Source organism: Flavobacterium galactosi (genome assembly GCF_048158585.1).
GTDB lineage: Bacteria > Bacteroidota > Bacteroidia > Flavobacteriales > Flavobacteriaceae > Flavobacterium > Flavobacterium galactosi.
In genome coordinates, this window is record NZ_JBLNKV010000006.1 from 58,307 (window position 1) to 76,957 (window position 18,651).

16 protein-coding genes are annotated in these 18,651 nt (G+C 31.2%); 9 read left to right on the forward strand and 7 right to left on the reverse strand.

Translation table 11 applies throughout. The annotated features are described in order from the left end of the window. Positions 1-70: 70 nt before the first annotated feature. Together pfkA and ACM55M_RS13440 are read right to left on the reverse strand one after the other, a co-directional pair. Positions 71-1,057 (reverse strand): 6-phosphofructokinase, encoded by a 987-nt coding sequence (pfkA, locus tag ACM55M_RS13435; RefSeq protein ID WP_416851411.1) that lies wholly within the window; start codon positions 1,055-1,057, stop codon positions 71-73. A gap of 353 nt (positions 1,058-1,410) precedes the next feature. Further along, positions 1,411-5,838 carry a translocation/assembly module TamB domain-containing protein gene (locus ACM55M_RS13440; RefSeq protein WP_416858437.1) on the reverse strand — a complete coding sequence of 1,476 codons (4,428 nt, stop codon included), beginning with the start codon at positions 5,836-5,838 and terminating at the stop codon, positions 1,411-1,413. 209 nt (positions 5,839-6,047) lie between these two features. Here ACM55M_RS13440 and tsaD point away from each other — a divergent pair, with 209 nt between their 5' ends. From tsaD to ACM55M_RS13480, 8 genes are all read left to right on the forward strand, one after another. Next, positions 6,048-7,070, forward strand: coding sequence for a tRNA (adenosine(37)-N6)-threonylcarbamoyltransferase complex transferase subunit TsaD (tsaD, locus tag ACM55M_RS13445; RefSeq protein WP_416858173.1), 1,023 nt, complete (start codon positions 6,048-6,050; stop codon positions 7,068-7,070). Positions 7,071-7,073: 3 nt separating this feature from the next. Continuing rightward, entirely contained in the window at positions 7,074-7,778 is a 705-nt protein-coding gene (locus ACM55M_RS13450; protein WP_416858174.1) for a 16S rRNA (uracil(1498)-N(3))-methyltransferase, read from the forward strand. A 26-nt stretch (positions 7,779-7,804) separates the two neighbouring features. Further along, positions 7,805-8,443: a DUF4159 domain-containing protein gene (locus ACM55M_RS13455; RefSeq protein ID WP_416858175.1), complete on the forward strand. Its 639-nt coding sequence runs from the start codon at positions 7,805-7,807 to the stop codon at positions 8,441-8,443. Positions 8,444-8,694: 251 nt separating this feature from the next. After that, positions 8,695-9,639 (forward strand): zinc metalloprotease, encoded by a 945-nt coding sequence (locus ACM55M_RS13460; protein ID WP_416858176.1) that lies wholly within the window; start codon positions 8,695-8,697, stop codon positions 9,637-9,639. A 214-nt stretch (positions 9,640-9,853) separates the two neighbouring features. Next, positions 9,854-10,804 (forward strand): zinc metalloprotease, encoded by a 951-nt coding sequence (locus ACM55M_RS13465; RefSeq protein WP_416858177.1) that lies wholly within the window; start codon positions 9,854-9,856, stop codon positions 10,802-10,804. 73 nt (positions 10,805-10,877) lie between these two features. Next, on the forward strand, positions 10,878-11,969 hold the full coding sequence (locus tag ACM55M_RS13470; protein WP_416858178.1) for an AI-2E family transporter: 1,092 nt from the start codon (positions 10,878-10,880) through the stop codon (positions 11,967-11,969). An 11-nt stretch (positions 11,970-11,980) separates the two neighbouring features. After that, a complete protein-coding gene (locus ACM55M_RS13475; protein ID WP_416858179.1) occupies positions 11,981-13,153 on the forward strand; it encodes a THUMP-like domain-containing protein in 1,173 nt (390 codons plus the stop codon). Positions 13,154-13,155: 2 nt separating this feature from the next. Next, positions 13,156-13,722 (forward strand): hypothetical protein, encoded by a 567-nt coding sequence (locus ACM55M_RS13480; protein WP_416858180.1) that lies wholly within the window; start codon positions 13,156-13,158, stop codon positions 13,720-13,722. Between the two features lies 1 nt (position 13,723). Here the strand turns inward: ACM55M_RS13480 and ACM55M_RS13485 are convergent, their stop codons facing one another. After that, positions 13,724-14,383 carry a M15 family metallopeptidase gene (locus ACM55M_RS13485; RefSeq protein WP_416858181.1) on the reverse strand — a complete coding sequence of 220 codons (660 nt, stop codon included), beginning with the start codon at positions 14,381-14,383 and terminating at the stop codon, positions 13,724-13,726. A 276-nt stretch (positions 14,384-14,659) separates the two neighbouring features. Then, entirely contained in the window at positions 14,660-15,427 is a 768-nt protein-coding gene (locus ACM55M_RS13490; RefSeq protein ID WP_416858182.1) for an SDR family oxidoreductase, read from the reverse strand. A gap of 102 nt (positions 15,428-15,529) precedes the next feature. Between ACM55M_RS13490 and ACM55M_RS13495 the strand changes: the two genes are divergently transcribed. Further along, entirely contained in the window at positions 15,530-15,937 is a 408-nt protein-coding gene (locus ACM55M_RS13495; protein ID WP_416858183.1) for a winged helix-turn-helix transcriptional regulator, read from the forward strand. Positions 15,938-16,231: 294 nt separating this feature from the next. Here ACM55M_RS13495 and ACM55M_RS13500 read toward each other — a convergent pair whose 3' ends face one another. The 3 genes from ACM55M_RS13500 to ACM55M_RS13510 all read right to left on the reverse strand — a co-directional run bounded on the left by ACM55M_RS13500 (position 16,232) and on the right by ACM55M_RS13510 (position 18,651). Beyond that, a complete protein-coding gene (locus ACM55M_RS13500; protein WP_416858184.1) occupies positions 16,232-16,837 on the reverse strand; it encodes an NAD(P)H-dependent oxidoreductase in 606 nt (201 codons plus the stop codon). A gap of 60 nt (positions 16,838-16,897) precedes the next feature. Continuing rightward, a complete protein-coding gene (locus tag ACM55M_RS13505; RefSeq protein WP_416858185.1) occupies positions 16,898-17,584 on the reverse strand; it encodes an NAD(P)H-dependent oxidoreductase in 687 nt (228 codons plus the stop codon). 146 nt (positions 17,585-17,730) lie between these two features. Beyond that, positions 17,731-18,651 carry an MFS transporter gene (locus tag ACM55M_RS13510; RefSeq protein WP_416858438.1) on the reverse strand — a complete coding sequence of 307 codons (921 nt, stop codon included), beginning with the start codon at positions 18,649-18,651 and terminating at the stop codon, positions 17,731-17,733.

Genomic DNA, 18,651 nt, shown 5'->3' on the forward strand with positions numbered 1-18,651 from the left:
TATTTTAATTTTTGTTTGTATTTATTTTATTTATATAAAGTCTTATTTTTTACAATAAAGATCAACTAATCTATGTTGACATTATATCAGAAACTCTTAATAACTCTCTATCAATTTCTGTTTTACCTTTTATAGCTTGTTCTAATGGCGTCAAGGCAACTTTATCACTTTGTAAACCAACCATATAACTTGATTTACCTTCCAATAATGATTCCACAGCTTTCACTCCTAATCTACTGGCCAAAACCCTGTCAAAACAGGATGGTGAACCACCACGCTGCATGTGACCCAGAACAGAAACTCTCACATCATACTCAGGTAAATTAGCTTCAACGTAATCTTTTAATTCGAATACATTTTTACCTATTTTATCACCTTCTGCAATAACTACGATACTGGATGATTTTCCCGAAGCTTTACTTTTTTGTAATGATTCTAATAATCGTTCCAATCCTAAGTCTTCTTCCGGTATTAGAATTTCTTCAGCTCCAGCTCCAATTCCTGCGTTTAAAGCAATATGACCAGCATCTCTTCCCATTACCTCTACAAAGAATAAACGGTTATGAGAACTTGCAGTATCTCTAATTTTATCAATTACATCCACTACAGTATTTAATGCGGTGTCATATCCTAAAGTATGGCTTGTACCAAAAATATCATTATCAATAGTACCTGGAATTCCCATAACTGGAAAGTTAAATTCACTATTAAATAACAGACCTCCGGTAAAAGTTCCATCTCCTCCTATTACAACTAAAGCGTCAATTCCAGCTTTCACTAGATGTTCATGGGCTTTTTTTCTACCTTCAGGAGTCCTAAATTCTGATGAACGAGCCGATTTTAAAATCGTCCCTCCTTTATTTACAATGTTGTTTACGCTACGAGGTCCCATTTCTTTGAAGTCACCTTCAATCATTCCTTGATATCCTCTGTATATTCCTATGCATTCTATGTTATGATAAGCACATGTTCGAACAACTGATCGTATTGCTGCATTCATTCCTGGTGAATCTCCACCTGAGGTTAGAACACCAACCTTTTTTATTGTTTTTGGCATTATTTAAGTATTAAAGTGTAAAATTAGCAAACATTAAGCACTTTTAAAGCTGCATTTTTTTTAAATTAGTAAAGAGTTCTAAATTCAAACGTTTTCGTTAATAAGTTTTTAAAAAACCAAAATAAAACCTATTTTATTTAACAAAATTAAAAAAAAATCAATAATTATTTGATAATTAACAATTAATAAGATTTTTATTCTTTTTTATAATTAGTAATAACTATTGAGTAATACTAATTTTAGTTAAAAGTAATATCGTGATTGATCCCCGAAAATTACGAAATAATTATAAAGCTAAAACATATATTACATCTTTATAATCAAGTATTTAAAAACATTAAATAACACAAGTATTAATCCTCTTTAGGAATTATAGCTTCCCGATTTGTTTTTTGCTTTTCTGTAGAAGGTTTTTTGGGTTTCGAAAAATTAATATAATCCGGTGATAAATTAGAATCTTGATCTTCACCGTTTGTTATAACTTCTCTCTCCAGATGATGTTTCTTAAATATTTTATTTACTAATTCTTTGAAAGTATCAAAATCTACTTCATAAGAAACCCCTAAACCTTGCGTATATCCTATCCCCTGACCTATGTAATTAATATCATTTTCTTTATTGAAAAGACGTAAATTCATAGTTCCGTCTTCATTAACTCTATAAAGGACTTCTAAATCGCCTACAATTGCTGATTCATTTATTCCTCCAAAAGGAACCCCTACTTTTCCGTTAATCGTAATCCTTTCATTAATTTTTGATGAAATCGTAGCTACAAATCTTCCATCCGTTTCTCTTCCTATTCTTTTATCTGCACCTATAAAATTAATTCCAACTTTGAATTTTTCATTGTCCGTTTGAATTATTCCTCCTAATAAGCTTGTTGCGGTTTCAAAGAGACTTCCAGAAAAGTCAGATTGGTTTACTCCTTCCGGACTTAAAAAACCACCTGACGATAATAAATACAAAGCTTGGGTTTGTCTAACGTCTTTATCATTCAACTTGTATTGAATTTCTGATTTTAAAACATTACTAACCGTTGGGAATTCTATATTAAAATCGGGTTCAGGACTCGTTAAATCGCCGCGGAGACCTATAATAACTTCCACAGGAACTTTAGTGTTAAACGAAGAGTTTTCTAATAAAACTGCAGGATTTGCCGTAGTTTTATACACAGCCTCTAAATTTAATTGCGCTTTCATAGGATTTCCTTCCCAAGAAATTGAACCTCCTTTTTTGACAGCAAACTTTTTATCGATCAATCCACCATATTTAAAGTTATAGGTTCCTTCATAAGCCTGGAAATCTCCCCACATATTAAATTTACCTAATGTGTTTATCTTAAATAACAAGGATCCAAAACCTTTTCCTTTCATTCCGTGTCCGGTATTTCTATCTAAAATAACTTCCACTTCCGCATTTGGGGTAATATCAAAATCAAACTCTAATTCCAGTCCGTTATAATTTCTGGTATTCTCAAAAATCCCTTTTTCGATATTATATTTTTCTTTAGGAGTAACAAAATGAATAAATTTATTATCACTTACACTCTCGGCATTATTAATAGGTATTTTTATTGCGGTTCCTTTTTCTGATTTCGCATCTACTTTTATAAATAAAGAATTAGTAGGTCCCTTTATAGTTGCGGTACCATCTATAAAAGCAGTACCATAATATGCGGCATCATCACTGTCTTTTGTGTCTAAAGCTAAAAGTCTTTTCGAATTAATACTTAAATCTAATTTCCAATCTGCAAAATTTTTATGTTCGATACTTCCATTCAAAGTTCCTTTTGTGCCGTATTTTGTATCCGTTAATGTATTATTTCTAAACAAAAACTTTTCATCAGCCAAATCAATGATTGTTTTGTCTTTTAATTCATAATCCACATTCAAATACGGAACAGTCAATCCTGCATTATCAACAAAAAGACGGCCATTGATTTCTGGTTTTTTAAGATTTCCCTGTATCGTTGAATTCCCAGATACAAATCCTCTGATATTCGATAAAACTTCACCCCCCAATGAGCTCAATGTTCCCAGATTGAATTTCTCAAATTTTAGTTTTAAATCTAAAATTGTTTCCTTATTTACGATTTCAAAACTTCCGTCGGCATTAAAGGATTCTAAATTTTCATTTTCGATATTGGAATTTATTGTAAACTTTTTGAAGCTTTCATCTCCTTCAATATTAAAATTCAAAATACCTAAATCCGTTTTATTCAAATTTAAATGATCAATTATTATTGATGCTGTTGGCTGATAAACATTTATATTTTGCTTATAATTTACTTCCCCATTTATATTTCCATTAAAAACAAATTTGTTGTTATCTGGCGTAATTTTGTTTAAATCGACATCTTTAAAAGTCAGCTTTAAATCTTTATAAGAAGTGTCTTTTAAATCTCCCATTAGTGAAATTTCCTGATCTTCGTGTGACAATATAATATTATCAATATTGAAGTTTTTAAACGCCTTATCAAAAACAATCTGGTTATCAGGTGTATCCTTTGCATTCAAAAACCACAGATAATCCTTAAACTTAATCTCTGATTTACTGATTCCAACAACATTTTTATTGGCTGCATTAATGGTATGATATAAATTTAAATTATAATAATCCTCTCCTTTTGTTCCTCCTTTAAATTCAGAACGAAAGTATAATGTATCTTTCATAGTTACATTTATCAAACTAAAGTCTCGAATTTTATAATATTTAGTTTTTATACTATCTAATTCAATATAAGCATTATAAAGTGGATTTTTATTATCAACCGAAATTCGGATATTATCAAAAGTATTATCCGAAGCAATGATTTTCGGAGAATTAAAATTGAGTTTGAATTCTTGGTTATCCGAGTTAATATTCCCTTTAACAATGGTATTTGATCCTATAGAAATTTCGGGATAAAATATTTCAATAATTTTATTATAGATCGTAAAATCAAATTTAAGGAATTGTCCTTTTTTTACCTTAGCTGGTTTGTAATTCGTATAAAGACTTCCCAAAGAATTGGTAATCATGTTTTTCAACTGATTGAATTCATATTTACCTACAATCTCACCTTGAACAATATCCGGAGAATTTACGGTTATGGTTCGTATTCTATTCTGGTCAAAAGTTGAACTTATGGCAAAATCATCAAAATTATAAGTTCCCTTTGCATTTTGATAAGAGGTTTTATTGATATAAACATTTCCCTGAAAATTTTCTATATTATTTCCGGAAGCCTGAACCACAACATCACCTTTAAAAACAGAAACGGAATCTTTTACTAATTTTAATTTAGATAAATCTGCATTTTCAACGTTAATATGAAAATCATATCGACTGTCTTTTTTACTTAAATCCAATAAACCATCAAAAGTCATACTTAAATTGGGGTCATTCACAGAAACTTGACCTTTGTAATTTGGCATTTTAAAAGTACCATTTACAACAACATTTGTGTAGGTATAATTATTGTAATCTATTTTGCTGATGTCCCCTTTTATAGCGGTATCTAAATATTTTTGCTTAAACCCTTTTCCATCAACATCAATGTTCATACTCACTCTTCCAACGTCTTTTCTTTCGAATAAAGCACCGACATCAAAATTTTCTAAAATAACATTACCCACATAAGAAGCTTTGTCAATTACATCAATATTTTGTATTTCTAAGTTAGAAGTTACTTTTCCTAATGCGGTAATCATAGAGAAATCAGCTTCAACTACAGTGGTTGAAACGCTTGAGGTTCCTGAAGCTGAAAATCTACCTAATTTTTTCAAAGAAGTAGGTAATTTATTTCCTAAAATATTGGGCAATATGACTACCAAATTCTCGTAGGTAGAGGTTAACTTATCAAACTTTGCATACATGGAGAATTTTTGACCTTTTTTAGCAAACAGATTTTTAAAATTGATATCACCATTGATTTGTGTTTTTCTATCATCAACCAATTCTAAATTTTTAAATCTCAAATCATTAAGAGTCCCTTTAACACTTGTCTTAGTGTAAAAATGCTGGTTTTTACCTAATTCTTTATAAAAATAACGAATATCATTTGAAGCTATGGAAGCCGAATTCAATTTAATATCGAACTGAACTTTATCCGTAAAATTAGAGAAATCTTCTGTTTTATAATTTAATACAACAGTCCCATTCAATGTTGATTCTTTTGTTAACAAATCAAGCTTTTCCAGTTTTAGGTACTTTTTTGAATAGCTGAATTTTGAGCTTAAATTTTTCACATACAAACCACGAAAGTCTAAAAAGGACATTTTATTAATCATAGTAGTCACATCCGGACCGTATATTTGAAAATCACTTACCGAAGCGTTAAGCTTAGTAAAATCGAGATCTTTTGGATTTTCCCGATTATCATCTGTCAAAATAAAATGTCCATTGGTAATATAAACATCTTCAGCAGATAACAAAAAGTGCTTCCCTGATGGCTTCCCTTTTCCAAAAGCAGCAATAAACTTATCTAAATTGGTTTCTTTTTCGTTTTTATACGTTTTCATATTAAATAATAATCCGTCTAAACGCAATTCTCCAAAAATCAAATCACCATCTAATAATCTTTGTCCTTCTAAAACAGTCGTTTTTATTCGATTAGCATAAATTAAAGTATCCTTATGATGGTCTGTAATTAAGACTTTTTTGAATTTCACACCTCCAAAAACCGATATAGCGACTTCATCTATAGAAATGTTAATTCCAAAATCTTTATTAATGCTTCGAACAAAATATTGGGCAATTTTTGTTTGAACATAAGGCGTAGAAAGTGCTATACCAAGCACCAATAAAAGTAGGATAAGTCCAAGTAGAGAACGAAATACTATTTTTTTAAACTTTTTGATACTAATTTATTGTTTTAATTTTTTATAAAATTTTATTTTGCTTTTGGAAACAAGAGTAGCTTTAATAAAAATTCTTTAATTTTGGCTTTTTATGTAAAAAATCGTTTTACATAGGATTGTCAAATATAATTCAAAATTTGTGCCTTTTTATGCAAAATCCCGAGGTTTTTATTCTTGCTATCGAAAGTTCTTGCGATGATACGGCAGCAGCTGTTTTACAAAAGGACAAAGTACTATCAAACATTGTCGCTAATCAATTGATTCACAATCAATATGGCGGTGTAGTTCCTGAACTTGCTTCTCGTGCACACCAACAAAATATAGTTCCCGTCATTGATGCTGCACTTCAAAAAGCAAATATACAAAAAGAACAGTTGTCAGCAATTGCTTTTACCCAAGGTCCTGGATTGATGGGTTCGCTTCTGGTAGGAAGTTCATTTGCAAAATCATTGGCATTAGCCTTAAAAATCCCTTTGATTGCAGTAAATCACATGCAGGCCCATATTTTAGCGCATTTTATTCATGAAGAAGGATTCGAAAAGCCTACCTTTCCTTTTTTGGCCCTGACCATAAGTGGCGGACATACCCAAATTGTGAAAGTGAACGATTTTTTTGACATGACAATTATTGGTGAAACTACTGATGATGCCGTAGGAGAAGCTTTTGATAAAAGTGCAAAAATACTGGGACTTCCTTATCCTGGTGGACCTTTAATAGATAAATATGCTCAATTAGGGAATCCAAAAGCTTTTGCTTTTACAAAACCAAAAGTTCCCGGATTAGATTTTAGTTTTTCAGGTTTAAAAACTGCTATTTTATATTTTATTCAAAAGAAAAAACTAGAGAATCCAAATTTTATAGAAGAAAACCGAAATGACATTTGTGCCTCCATTCAATACACAATTATTGAAATTCTGATGGATAAATTAAAACTAGCCGTAAAGGAAACGGGAATAAAACAAATAGCAATTGGCGGAGGAGTTTCGGCTAATTCAGGAATAAGAAATGCTTTGGCGGAAGCCGAAAATAAATATGGATGGAAAACATTTGTTCCTAAATTTGAGTACACCACGGATAATGCTGCAATGATTGGAATTGTAGGTTACCAAAAATTTTTAACTGGAAATTTTGAGACTTCATCTGTTGTTTCTAAAGCAAGAATACAATTCTAAATTATGCAATTATTTTATAATCCAACGATCAACGAGACCACTGAAAGCTTTTCTTTTGACAAAGAAGAAAGCAAACATATTATTAAAGTATTACGTAAAAAAGACAGCGATATTTTATATGTAACCAATGGTTTAGGACATTTATTTAAAACTGAAATCACTTTAGCTTCCGACAATAAATGTACAGTGAAAATCATTTCTTTCGAAAAGTCGGCACCTTCAAAATTTCATTTGCATTTAGCAGTTGCTCCAACTAAAATGAATGATCGCTTCGAATGGTTTTTAGAGAAGGCAACTGAAATTGGTATCCATGAAATAACCCCTATTATTTGTGATCGTTCTGAACGAAAAGTAATCAATACCGAAAGATTTGATAAAATTATATTGACTGCCATGAAGCAATCTAATGTATTATTTCTACCAAAATTGAATGATGCGATATCTTTCAAAGAGTTTATTAAACAAAAACAGGAAGGTCTAAATTTCATAGCGCATTGTGAGGAAACCAATAAAAAAACATTGAAATCTGCGTTAGAAGCAAATCAAAATGTTACTCTATTAATAGGACCAGAAGGCGATTTTACAGAAAAAGAAATCGAATTAGCTGAAGCCAATTACATTCCGGTTTCTTTAGGCAATACACGATTACGCACAGAAACTGCCGCCATTGTTGCATGTCATAGCGTTGTTTTTGTTAATGAAGAGTAAGAATTAATGATTCAGAATTTATAGTTATGAAAAAAATATATTATTTATTGCTATTAATTTCTGTCACCTCATTTTCGCAGGAGATTGCATTATTAAAATATAGTGGTGGCGGAGATTGGTACGCTAATCCCACTTCATTGCCTAATTTAATAAAATATTGCAATGCAAACATCAACACTAAAATAAAAACTAAGCCTGGAACAGTTGAACCCGGAAGTCCAGATTTACTTTCCTATCCATTCGTTCATATGACTGGTCACGGAAATGTTGTGTTTAGTGATACTGATGTAATTAATCTTAGAAATTATTTGTTGGCTGGTGGTTTTCTCCATATTGATGATAATTACGGTATGGATCAATACATTAGAAAGGAAATAAAGAAAATTTTTCCAAATAATGATTTGGTCGAAATTCCTGCAAATCATGGTATTTTTCAAAAACCCTATCTTTTTGCCAATGGATTACCAAAAATACACGAGCATGATGGAAAACGACCACAAGCTTTTGGAATATTTATAGAAAATAAATTAGTCCTTCTTTATACTTTCGAATGTGACTTAGGTGATGGCTGGGAAGATCCTGAAGTGCATAACGATCCTGCAGATGTTCGCGAAAAAGCACTAAAAATGGGTGCTAATATTATGAATTATATCTTTAATAATTAATATAAATCATGCAGGCTACAACATGCATGAGAAAACAGCAGTATCAATGTCTTACAAGCTGCAAGTATTGCCTTGTATGAACTTGTTAATAAAAAATAATCCATTGTATATTCTAATAAATACAGTAACTATATCGTTATAGTTAATTCTTGGATTTTATTTAAAAAAATTTTTTTTATTGAATAATTTGTTATAAAATTGCATTATTATTAACCCAAATCAATTTTTTATAACAAAAAACCAGTATTATTATGAAAAAAATTCTTTTAACTGCAACAGCATTCTTGATGCTATTCTCTTGTCAAAATGACCAAACAGAATCAATCGCAACGAATGCTACTGCACGCCGCTCATGCGCTTCTCAAGATGTATTAGCGGAACAATTAGCAGCTGATCCTACATTGGCTCTAAGAATGAATCAGATTGAAGCTTTCACACAAAAATCAATGCTAACTAATAAATTAGTAAATGGTAAAGTTGTAATTCCAGTAGTTGTGAATGTATTGTATAAAACTGCAGCAGAAAATATCTCTGACGCTCAAATACAATCTCAAATTGACGTATTAAATAAAGATTTCACTGCTACAAACCCTGACTTCAGTAGTACTCCTGCTGAGTTTGCTGGTGTCGCCGCAAATGTTGGTATTACTTTTGAATTAGTAAAAATCAATAGAAAATCAACTACTAAAACTTCATGGGGAACCAGAGATGCCATGAAAAAAACAAAACAAGGAGGATTAGACCCAACTTCACCTACAACAACTCTTAACTTATGGGCTTGCACAATAGGCGGAGGAATATTAGGTTATGCACAATTCCCTGGTGGTTCATTAGCAACTGATGGAGTTGTAATTGATTCTAATTATTTTGGATTATCTAGTGCTGCAAGCTACCCTTACAATTTAGGTAGAACTGGAAGTCATGAAGTAGGTCATTGGATGAACCTTAGACACATTTGGGGTGATGCATCTTGTGGAGACGATTTAGTTTCTGACACTCCTGTTCACAAAACTTCAAACTTTGGTGTACCAACTTATCCATATGTAAGTACCTGTTTACCAGATCATAATGAAATGACTATGAATTATATGGATTACACTGACGATAGAGGAATGTTCATGTTCACTAATGGTCAAAAAGCAAGAATGACTGCTTTATTCGTTTCTGGCGGAGCTAGAGCAGGTTTCGGTATATAATTTTTTTAGATTTTTATAATTTAAGACTCGCTACTTGTTAGCGGGTTTTTTTTTGAATATTAAATCAATCCTAACTTTACCAAAACTATCCTATCATCTGTAACATTGTAGTATTAAAAATTATTATAAATCATTAATACATGCCAAATATTAATCGTAAATTGCTTGTTATTTAAGTGACAAACAATGATTTATAACACAAAAAACTACTATTATGAAAAAAATTATTCTATCCGCAATTGCATTTACAATGCTTTTTTCATGTCAAAATGATCAAACAGAATTAACTTCCTCTACAACAAATGCTATTGTCCAACGAACATGTGCTTCCCAAGATGTATTAGTGGAGCAATTGAAAGCCGATCCAACATTAATGTTGAGAATGAACCAAATTGAAGCTTTTACAAAAAAAGCAATATTAACAAACCGTTTAGTAAATGACAAAGTAGTAATTCCAGTTGTGGTAAATGTATTATACAGAACTGGTGCTGAAAATATACCTGATGCTCAGATACAATCCCAAATTGATGTATTAAATAAAGATTTCACTGCTTCAAACTCTGATTTCAGGGACATTCCGACTGAGTTTTCTGGTGTAGCAGCTAATATAGGTATTACTTTCGAGTTGGTAAAAATCAATAGAAAATCAACAACTAAAACATCTTGGGGAACTAAAGATGCCATGAAAAATTCAAAAAGAGGAGGATTAGACCCTACTTCGCCAATTACAACTTTAAATATTTGGGCTTGTAAAATAGGCGGAGGAATCTTAGGATACGCTCAATTCCCTGGTGGTTCATTAGCAACTGACGGAATTGTAATTGATTCTTTCTATTTTGGTTTATCAAGTGGTGCTAGTTCCCCCTATAATTTAGGAAGAACTGCATCTCACGAAGTTGGCCATTGGATGAATCTTCGTCACATTTGGGGAGACGCTTCTTGTGGAAACGATTTAGTTGCTGACACCCCTGTTCATAAAACCGCAAACTTTGGTGTCCCAGCATACCCATTTGTAAGCTCCTGTTTACCAACTCATAATGAAATGACTATGAATTATATGGATTATACTGACGATCGAGGAATGTATATGTTCACTAATGGTCAAAAAGCAAGAATGGCTGCTTTATTTGTTTCTGGTGGAGCAAGAGCCGGTTTCGGTATATAATTTTTAGATTTTAGAATTTAAAACTCGCTACTTGTTAGCGAGTTTTTTTATCTTTATATCCTAAAAAATATAAATGATTACATCAAAAATTATAGCTAATGGAATTTTAAGAGCAATAAGTACTATCGTTTTAGTCGCTGTAGCACTTTATTTCCTATATCAAATTCAATCTGTGCTGATTTATCTAATAGTTGCATTAATTCTTACATTGATAGGAAATCCTATTTTAGATTTTTTTAAAAGAAGATTAAAATTCAAACATGTATTTGCAACAATTGCGACATTACTGATTTTTGTTCTTATTATAGCTGGATTTATAATGATGTTTATTCCTTTGATTTCATCACAAGGTCAAAATTTATCACTTTTGAACACTGCCGAAATTGAAAAAAACATAATTCAATTGGTTAATCAGATATCAGCATTTTTGGAAAGTCATCATATTGATTCCTCTAAAATGCTCAAGGAAAGTAATTATGCCTCAAAATTAAATTTTAATTTTATTCCAAATTTTATAAATGCTATTTTAGGTACAATCAGTAGTTTTGGAGTGGGATTGGCTTCTGTACTTTTTATTACTTTTTTCTTCTTAAAAGACCGATTGTTATTTAAAAATGGAGCTAAAAAATTAATTCCTGATAGTCACGAAGATCAAATTTTAAACTCTTTAGACAAAATAAATAACTTATTGTCTCGCTATTTTATTGGATTACTACTCCAATTATTTATAGTTTTTATTTTATACTTAATTGTATTACTCATTTTTGGTGCTCCTAATGCAATTATCATCGCCTTTTTATGTGCAGTTTTAAATATCATTCCTTACATCGGTCCATTAATAGCCTCAATATTAGCTGCGGTTTTAACGATGATGAGTAATTTAGGGAGTGATTTTCAATCCGAAATTTTACCAACTACAATTTATGTTTTAATTGGTTTTTGGATTGTTCAAGTAATTGATAATAATTTATCACAGCCCATCATTTTTTCAAAAAGCGTAAGCTCACATCCATTAGAAATTTTTCTTGTGATATTAATTGCAGGTTTCCTTTTTGGAATACTAGGAATGATAGTAGCGGTTCCTTTATATACAATAATAAAAGTAATTGGTAAAGAATTCTTTCCGGAGAACAAAATTATCCAACTATTAACTAAAGACATTTAATTTTGGATTTAATGATTCTAAATCTTGAAATTCAAGAATTTATAGCGAAAAATATTGGCGTTCCCATTTCGAAATTAGCGCTTCAAAAAAATCCATTTCCAAATGTGGATTGGATTTCTATTTTGAACCAAATTGAGGCCAAAACAAGAGCAAAGGACAAATTGCCTAATTGGTTTAACACCAAAGATATTATATATCCAAGTAAAATCTCAATAGAGCAAACTTCATCCGAAAAAACAGCTTCCTACAAAGCCTCCATTATTTCAGGTGAAAATTTAATTGATTTGACAGGAGGTTTTGGAGTTGATGATTATTATTTTGCAAAAAAAATAAAAAATGTTGTCCATTGCGAAATCAATCCAGAACTATCTAATCTTGTCAAACACAATTTTGAGCTATTAAACACTCCTAATATCAGTTGCTATGCGGGAGATAGTTTGGCTACTTTAAAAACTTTAAATACTAAATGGGACTGGATTTATATTGATCCTTCCAGAAGAAATGACGCCAAAGGGAAAGTATTCATGCTCAAAGATTGCTTGCCTAATGTTCCTGAAAATCTGGACTTTTATTTCAATAATTCGAATGCTATTTTGATAAAAACGGCTCCTCTACTTGATATTTCAGCAGGATTATTGGAATTACAAAATGTCAAAACGATTCATATAGTAGCGCTCGAAAATGAAGTAAAAGAACTATTATGGGAAGTACACAAAGGCTATTCTGGAACTGTAAACATAAAAACAATTAATCTTTTAAAAGATAAAAACGAAACATTCGACTTTATTTTGGATGACCAAACTAAATTTCCGGTCTTTAGTTTACCACAAAAGTATTTGTATGAGCCCAATAGTGCTATAATGAAATCAGGTGGGTTTGATGAAGTAAGTTCATTTTACAACCTAAACAAACTACATAAACATTCCCATTTATACACCTCTTCTACTTTAATTTCCTTTCCAGGAAGAGTTTTTGAAATTCAAAATGCAGTTCCTTACAGCAAAACCGAAATGAAAATGTATTTAGAAAATACCAAAGCCAATATTACAACCCGAAATTTTCCCGACAGTGTAGAAAGCATTCGAAAAAAATGGAAAATAAAAGACGGTGGAAATGTATATTGTTTTTTTACGACAGATGAAAATAATCATAAAATAGTTTTAATTTGCACCAAAATAAAATAAAAATGAAATCTATAATTACTAGCCTACTATTCTTATTCAGCCTTAGCTTATTTGCTCAAAAAACATGTGATTATAGCGTAAACGTAACCGATTCCATAGGAACATACAAAGCAACAAAGGAATACATGATTAGCGAGAAAAATTTTGCCGGAAATTCCAGTTATATTTTCTATTCCTTAGCCTTAACAGATGGCTTGCCAACACTAAATGTGCAGTTGATTCAAAAAAGCAAGGAATTCATTAAAGCAAATTGCTTTGATAAAAACTCAAAATTATTTTTACAATTAAATAATGGAAAAATAATAACATTGCTACATATCGATCAAGAGAATTGTGGAACGATGCTTCGTGATGATAAAGGCTTTGACAATAGAATCATTTCAGGTCAATTTATGTTTATGAAAGATAGTTTTGCAGAATTAAAAAGCTCTCCAGTTTCGATGATGAGAATCAAATATTTAACGGATACTGAAGATTATGTTCTTAAAAAAGAATTTAAATCAGAGTTAAACGATGAGATTTACCAACCTGAAACCTATTTCATGAATACGATACGTTGTATAGAATAAATTAGTTGCAATCCCACTTGGCATTAGAAATACTATCTTTCAAAGCGGATTTTAAATTGTAATGCCACCATTCTGAATCAAAGGAATTAAACCCCTTTTGGATCATTATTTTTTTTAGCAATCCCCTATTTTGTTTAATTTCTTGAGATACGTTTAAATAATTGTGACTAGCTTCGATTCCAAAATAATCAAAAGAAGTTCCCATATCCAATTCTTTTCCATTTTTATCAATTAGCGTAATATCTACTGCTCCTCCTCTATTGTGAATGGAACCTTTAGTAGGATTGGCTACATATTCCGGATTCGGAACAATTTTCCACATTCTTTTTTGAATATCTAAAGGACGGTAGCAATCAAAAATTTTGATTTTATACCCTTTCTTCATAAATTTTTTATTCGCTTCAACCAGTGCATTAACGGTTTTTAACCGTAAAAAGCATGCTGCACAATCATACACTTTTTCTTTTAGGAAATTATCAGGAGTTGCATACTTCATATCATAGACAAAATTCTGACTATAGTCTTTTAAATTTACAAATGTAGTATCATTAATAATTGGACCCTTTTTATCTTCAGTAGCAGAGATAGCTGATTGCGATTTACAGGAAACAATCCAGAAAAGAGAACAAAAGATTAGAAATGGTTTAAAACAAAAAGTCATAAATGCTATTTTTTTATAAAAATATAATAATTAAAGGAATTTTCAGTACAACTAAAAACAAAAAACCGATATTAATTAAAGTATCAGTTTAAGTACAAAATTCGAATCTTTTAATCAAAGATTTGAAACTATTAGCTGATTATTTTAAAGAATAAAGATAAGATTTAATACACACTTAATTATTTGAATCATAGCATAACTTGCCCTGCTTTTTTGTTTGTATATCCAGTGTTCATTTTTTATTTAGTACATCTGATTTAGATATAATTATAACTATTAAGCTTGCAGTTTTTCACCAATTATCTTTGGATTCAACAACTTGTAAGCTATTTTTGGTAAAAAACGATTCAATAAATAAATGGCTTTTGTATCACCAACACGAATGGTGTATTTATCATTTTTTAATCCTTTTATCAAAGCATTTATAAGCACATCTGGTGTAATAGATTTACCATCCATTCCTTCTGCCATTTTGGTTGCCACAAGCGGAGGTAATAATTCAAATACCTTTACGCTGCTTCGAATAATTTGCAAATGATCTCTTAGTGCTACAGTATAAAAGTGCACCGCAGCCTTAGAAGCGGAATAAGTTGGCACTAGGTTAGCCGGCATATAACTTAAGATAGAACTTGTATTGATAATGGCTGTTTCTTTTCTGGATTTCAGCATATCTATAAAGAGATCATTCAAAAGAATAACACCTAAATAGTTAGTATTCATTTCAGCAGCAGCTTTTTCAAAATGTTTTGCGTTGCTGATACCTAAATTATTCAAACCATTCATAACTCCGGCATTATTATATAAGATGTCAATACCTCCTAGCTGGTTTATCTGGTTGTATAAAGCAACAGCAGCATCTTGATTTGACGCATCGCTTTTAATAGCGATAATAGACGGATAATTTTTTTTTGCTACATCCAATTTTGCTTGATCTCTTCCTGTTATAATTACCTTACAACCCTCCTCTACAAATCGTTTGGCTGCCTCTAAACCGATACCCGCAGATCCGCCGGTAATCAAAATTATTTTTCCTTTTAATTCCATAATTTTTTTATTTATAATTTTATATTTATATTTGCTTGCTAAATGCAAGTGCAAATATATAAATATTCACTTTTAAAACGCAAGTGATTTAAATTATATTTTATGAAAAATCAAAAAAAGAGATCAGACTGTCCTGTAAGTTATTCCCTTGAAGCCTTTGGTGATAAGTGGTCACTGCTGATTGTAAGGGATTTATTAATGAAAAAAGAATGTACTTATGGAGATTTTGCTAAGGCTGAAGAGAAAATAGCGACTAATATTTTAGCCTCAAGACTTCTTTCGTTAGAAGAAAATGGCATTATTCAAAAATTAGAACATCCTGACAGCAAAGCAAAAGTCTTATACCGCTTAACTCAAAAGGGAATTGATTTAGTTCCGATACTAGTTGAAATTAACTTATGGGCAGAAAAGTATACTGAAATACCAGATTGCAGAAAAGAAATACTGTCAAAAATGCATACTAACAAGGAAGAATTTATTAAAAATACTATTAAAGATCTTAAAAAATAATTTTGACACTTATGGTTTATCAAAGCCAGTTATACTAGATATTAGGTAATAGTAAAAAATATTAAAGGATTCGAATCCGTAATCTCAATAAATTTAAGGTTTATCAATCAATGGCTTGATCCAATAAAAATGCAATTATTTTTTCGAACCAAAAAAAACCCTCATAATCAATAGATTATAAGGGTTTTTAAGTAAACCTTATGGTACAAAATTCGAACCTTTTGCTCGAAGATTTAAAGCTTTCAGCTAATTGCTTTGAAGGATGATACAATAAGTTAAATTACTGGATAGATATTATATTTTAAAGGTCTGTTCCAAGTGAATCGGATATTTTTCAAGGTCTTTGGCTATATCGTTACGTCTTAATATATCAAAACAGTTGTAACTGTCTATAATGTCGTAGCCAGAAAAACGATAGTTACTTGTAATGGGTAAGTAAATATCTGCAAATCCTTTTCCTTCAAACATCTTATTTTCAGGATTGTCAAATGCTTCGGCTGGTGCATTCCAAGTGGCACATATCATAAACTTTTTCCCTTGTAAAAGCCCGCCTGTTCCATATTGTTTTGTTGAGTCTTCTGGTGTTCTGCCGTCACCTGTTAAGAATGATTTACTAACCAGTCCGCTATTGAATACTTCGTCAACATATTTTTTATATATCCAGGGTGCACCAAACCAATTTACAGGCATTTGCAAAATTACAATGTCTGCTTCCAGATGTTTTTTTACTTCTTCATCTGCATTGTAACCATCTTCAATTTTTGTTTCTAAAACTTCAAAACCTTTTGCTTCAAAAAAGTCTTTTGCTTTTTGAATAAATGAATTGTTTAATGTTCCTTCTGTAAAACTAGGATAGGTTAAATGAGTATTTATGAGTAATACTTTTTTGTTGTTTTCCATTGTATTATTATGATTTTATATTGTCTTTTTTTTTGTTAATTTATAAGTCTAAGACTTTTTTCAAATGAATTGGATAATTCTCCAAATCTTGTTTAATATGAGTGTTATGAAAAACATCAAAGCAGTTATAGCCATCAAGAATTTCAAAGCCCGAAAAACGATAATTGGTTGTGATATTAAAAATACATCAGCTGGTTTTTTACCTTGAAATAGATATTGCGTTGGATCATTAAAATCTTTTTCAGCGGCGTTCCAAGATGCAGCAATCATAAACTTTTTTCCTTGCATTTTCCCGCCTGTTCCATATTGTTTGGAAGGATCTGTTCCTGAACGTCCATCGCCAGAAAGAATTTTTTTGCTGCGCATCGCACTAGTAAAAACTTCGTCTATATATTTTTTGTAAATCCAAGGAGTGCTTATCCAGTTTACGGGGGTCTGCAGAATAATGATGTCAGCTTGCAAATGTTTTTCTACTTCTTCATCAACATTATAACCATCTTCAATTTTTGTTTCTAAAACCTTATAGGATTGTGAAAGGAAAAATTCTTTAGCTTTATCATAAAAGGCTTTATTTAGTTTACCCTCTGACAAACCCGGATAGGTTAAATGTGCATTGATAAGTAATACGGTTTTGGGTTTAATCACTTCTTTTGTTGTTGTTGTTGTTGTTGTTGTTGTTTGTGCAATTGCTCTAGTTCCGATTGATAATATCGTTATCAATGTTAGAAAGATGGTTTTTATCTTCATTTTTTTATTTATTTAAATATCAAGCAAAGATATAAGTGAAGAAAAAAAATGACAGAAACATTCTACCAATAAAAAAGAAGCATTTTACTTATAAAAAACGTCCTCCTAAGAGGGCGTTGAATATATTTTTGATGTCGTTTAAGGTTTTATGTTGCTTGAACCTCAGATGAGAATAAGAAAAGCTTTCCGTGAACAAACCATGTTATAAATGCTGTTATTGCAGCAGCGATTAAAATTAAAGTACTAAAAACAAACGTATTACTGTAGCCACTACGATCGAATATAATACCTCCAATACCTGCTCCCATAGTGATTGCCAATTGCATAATTGCTACCATCAAGCCTCCGCCAGTTTCTGCCTCATCTGGCAAAATTTTACTTAACCAAATCCACCAAGCGGTTGGCGCAGCCGTACTAAGGAACCCCCAAATTGTTATTAATATAAAAACTATTATTAGGGAAGAGCCGAATAAAATTAGTAAAATTACTGTCAAGGTCATGAGAAACGGCATTAAAATTAAAAGGCTATACATCCTGTTATTGATTAAATATCCAATCAAAAATGTGCCAAGTAATCCCGAAATACCCATAGTTAAAAGAATGAGTGATAATACTTCTATATTTACTTTTGTTACGGTTTCAAGAAGTCGTCTGAGATAAGTGAACAATGAAAATTGTCCAATGAAAAGCAACATGGTCGATATCATACCTAAAGCGACAACTGGATTAGTCATCAGTTTAAGGACATTTACAATTTGACTTCTACTTTTTTGTATCGGCAGGATAGGCAATTTTGGAACGCTGAACCATTGCCAGATAAATGAAATTGCGGCTATAGGCACAACACAGAAAAAAGCACCACGCCAACCGATAATGCTACCTAAATAACTACCGAGTGGTGCAACGATGGTTGAAGATAATGCAGCTCCACCATTTAGTATTGCAACTGCTTTAGGTACGGATTCACTGGGAACAAGTTTCATTGCCGTGCCAGCAGACATCGACCAAAATCCACCAATACAAATACCAAGAAGTGCTCTGCCACAATTATTTGCATTATTTAATAT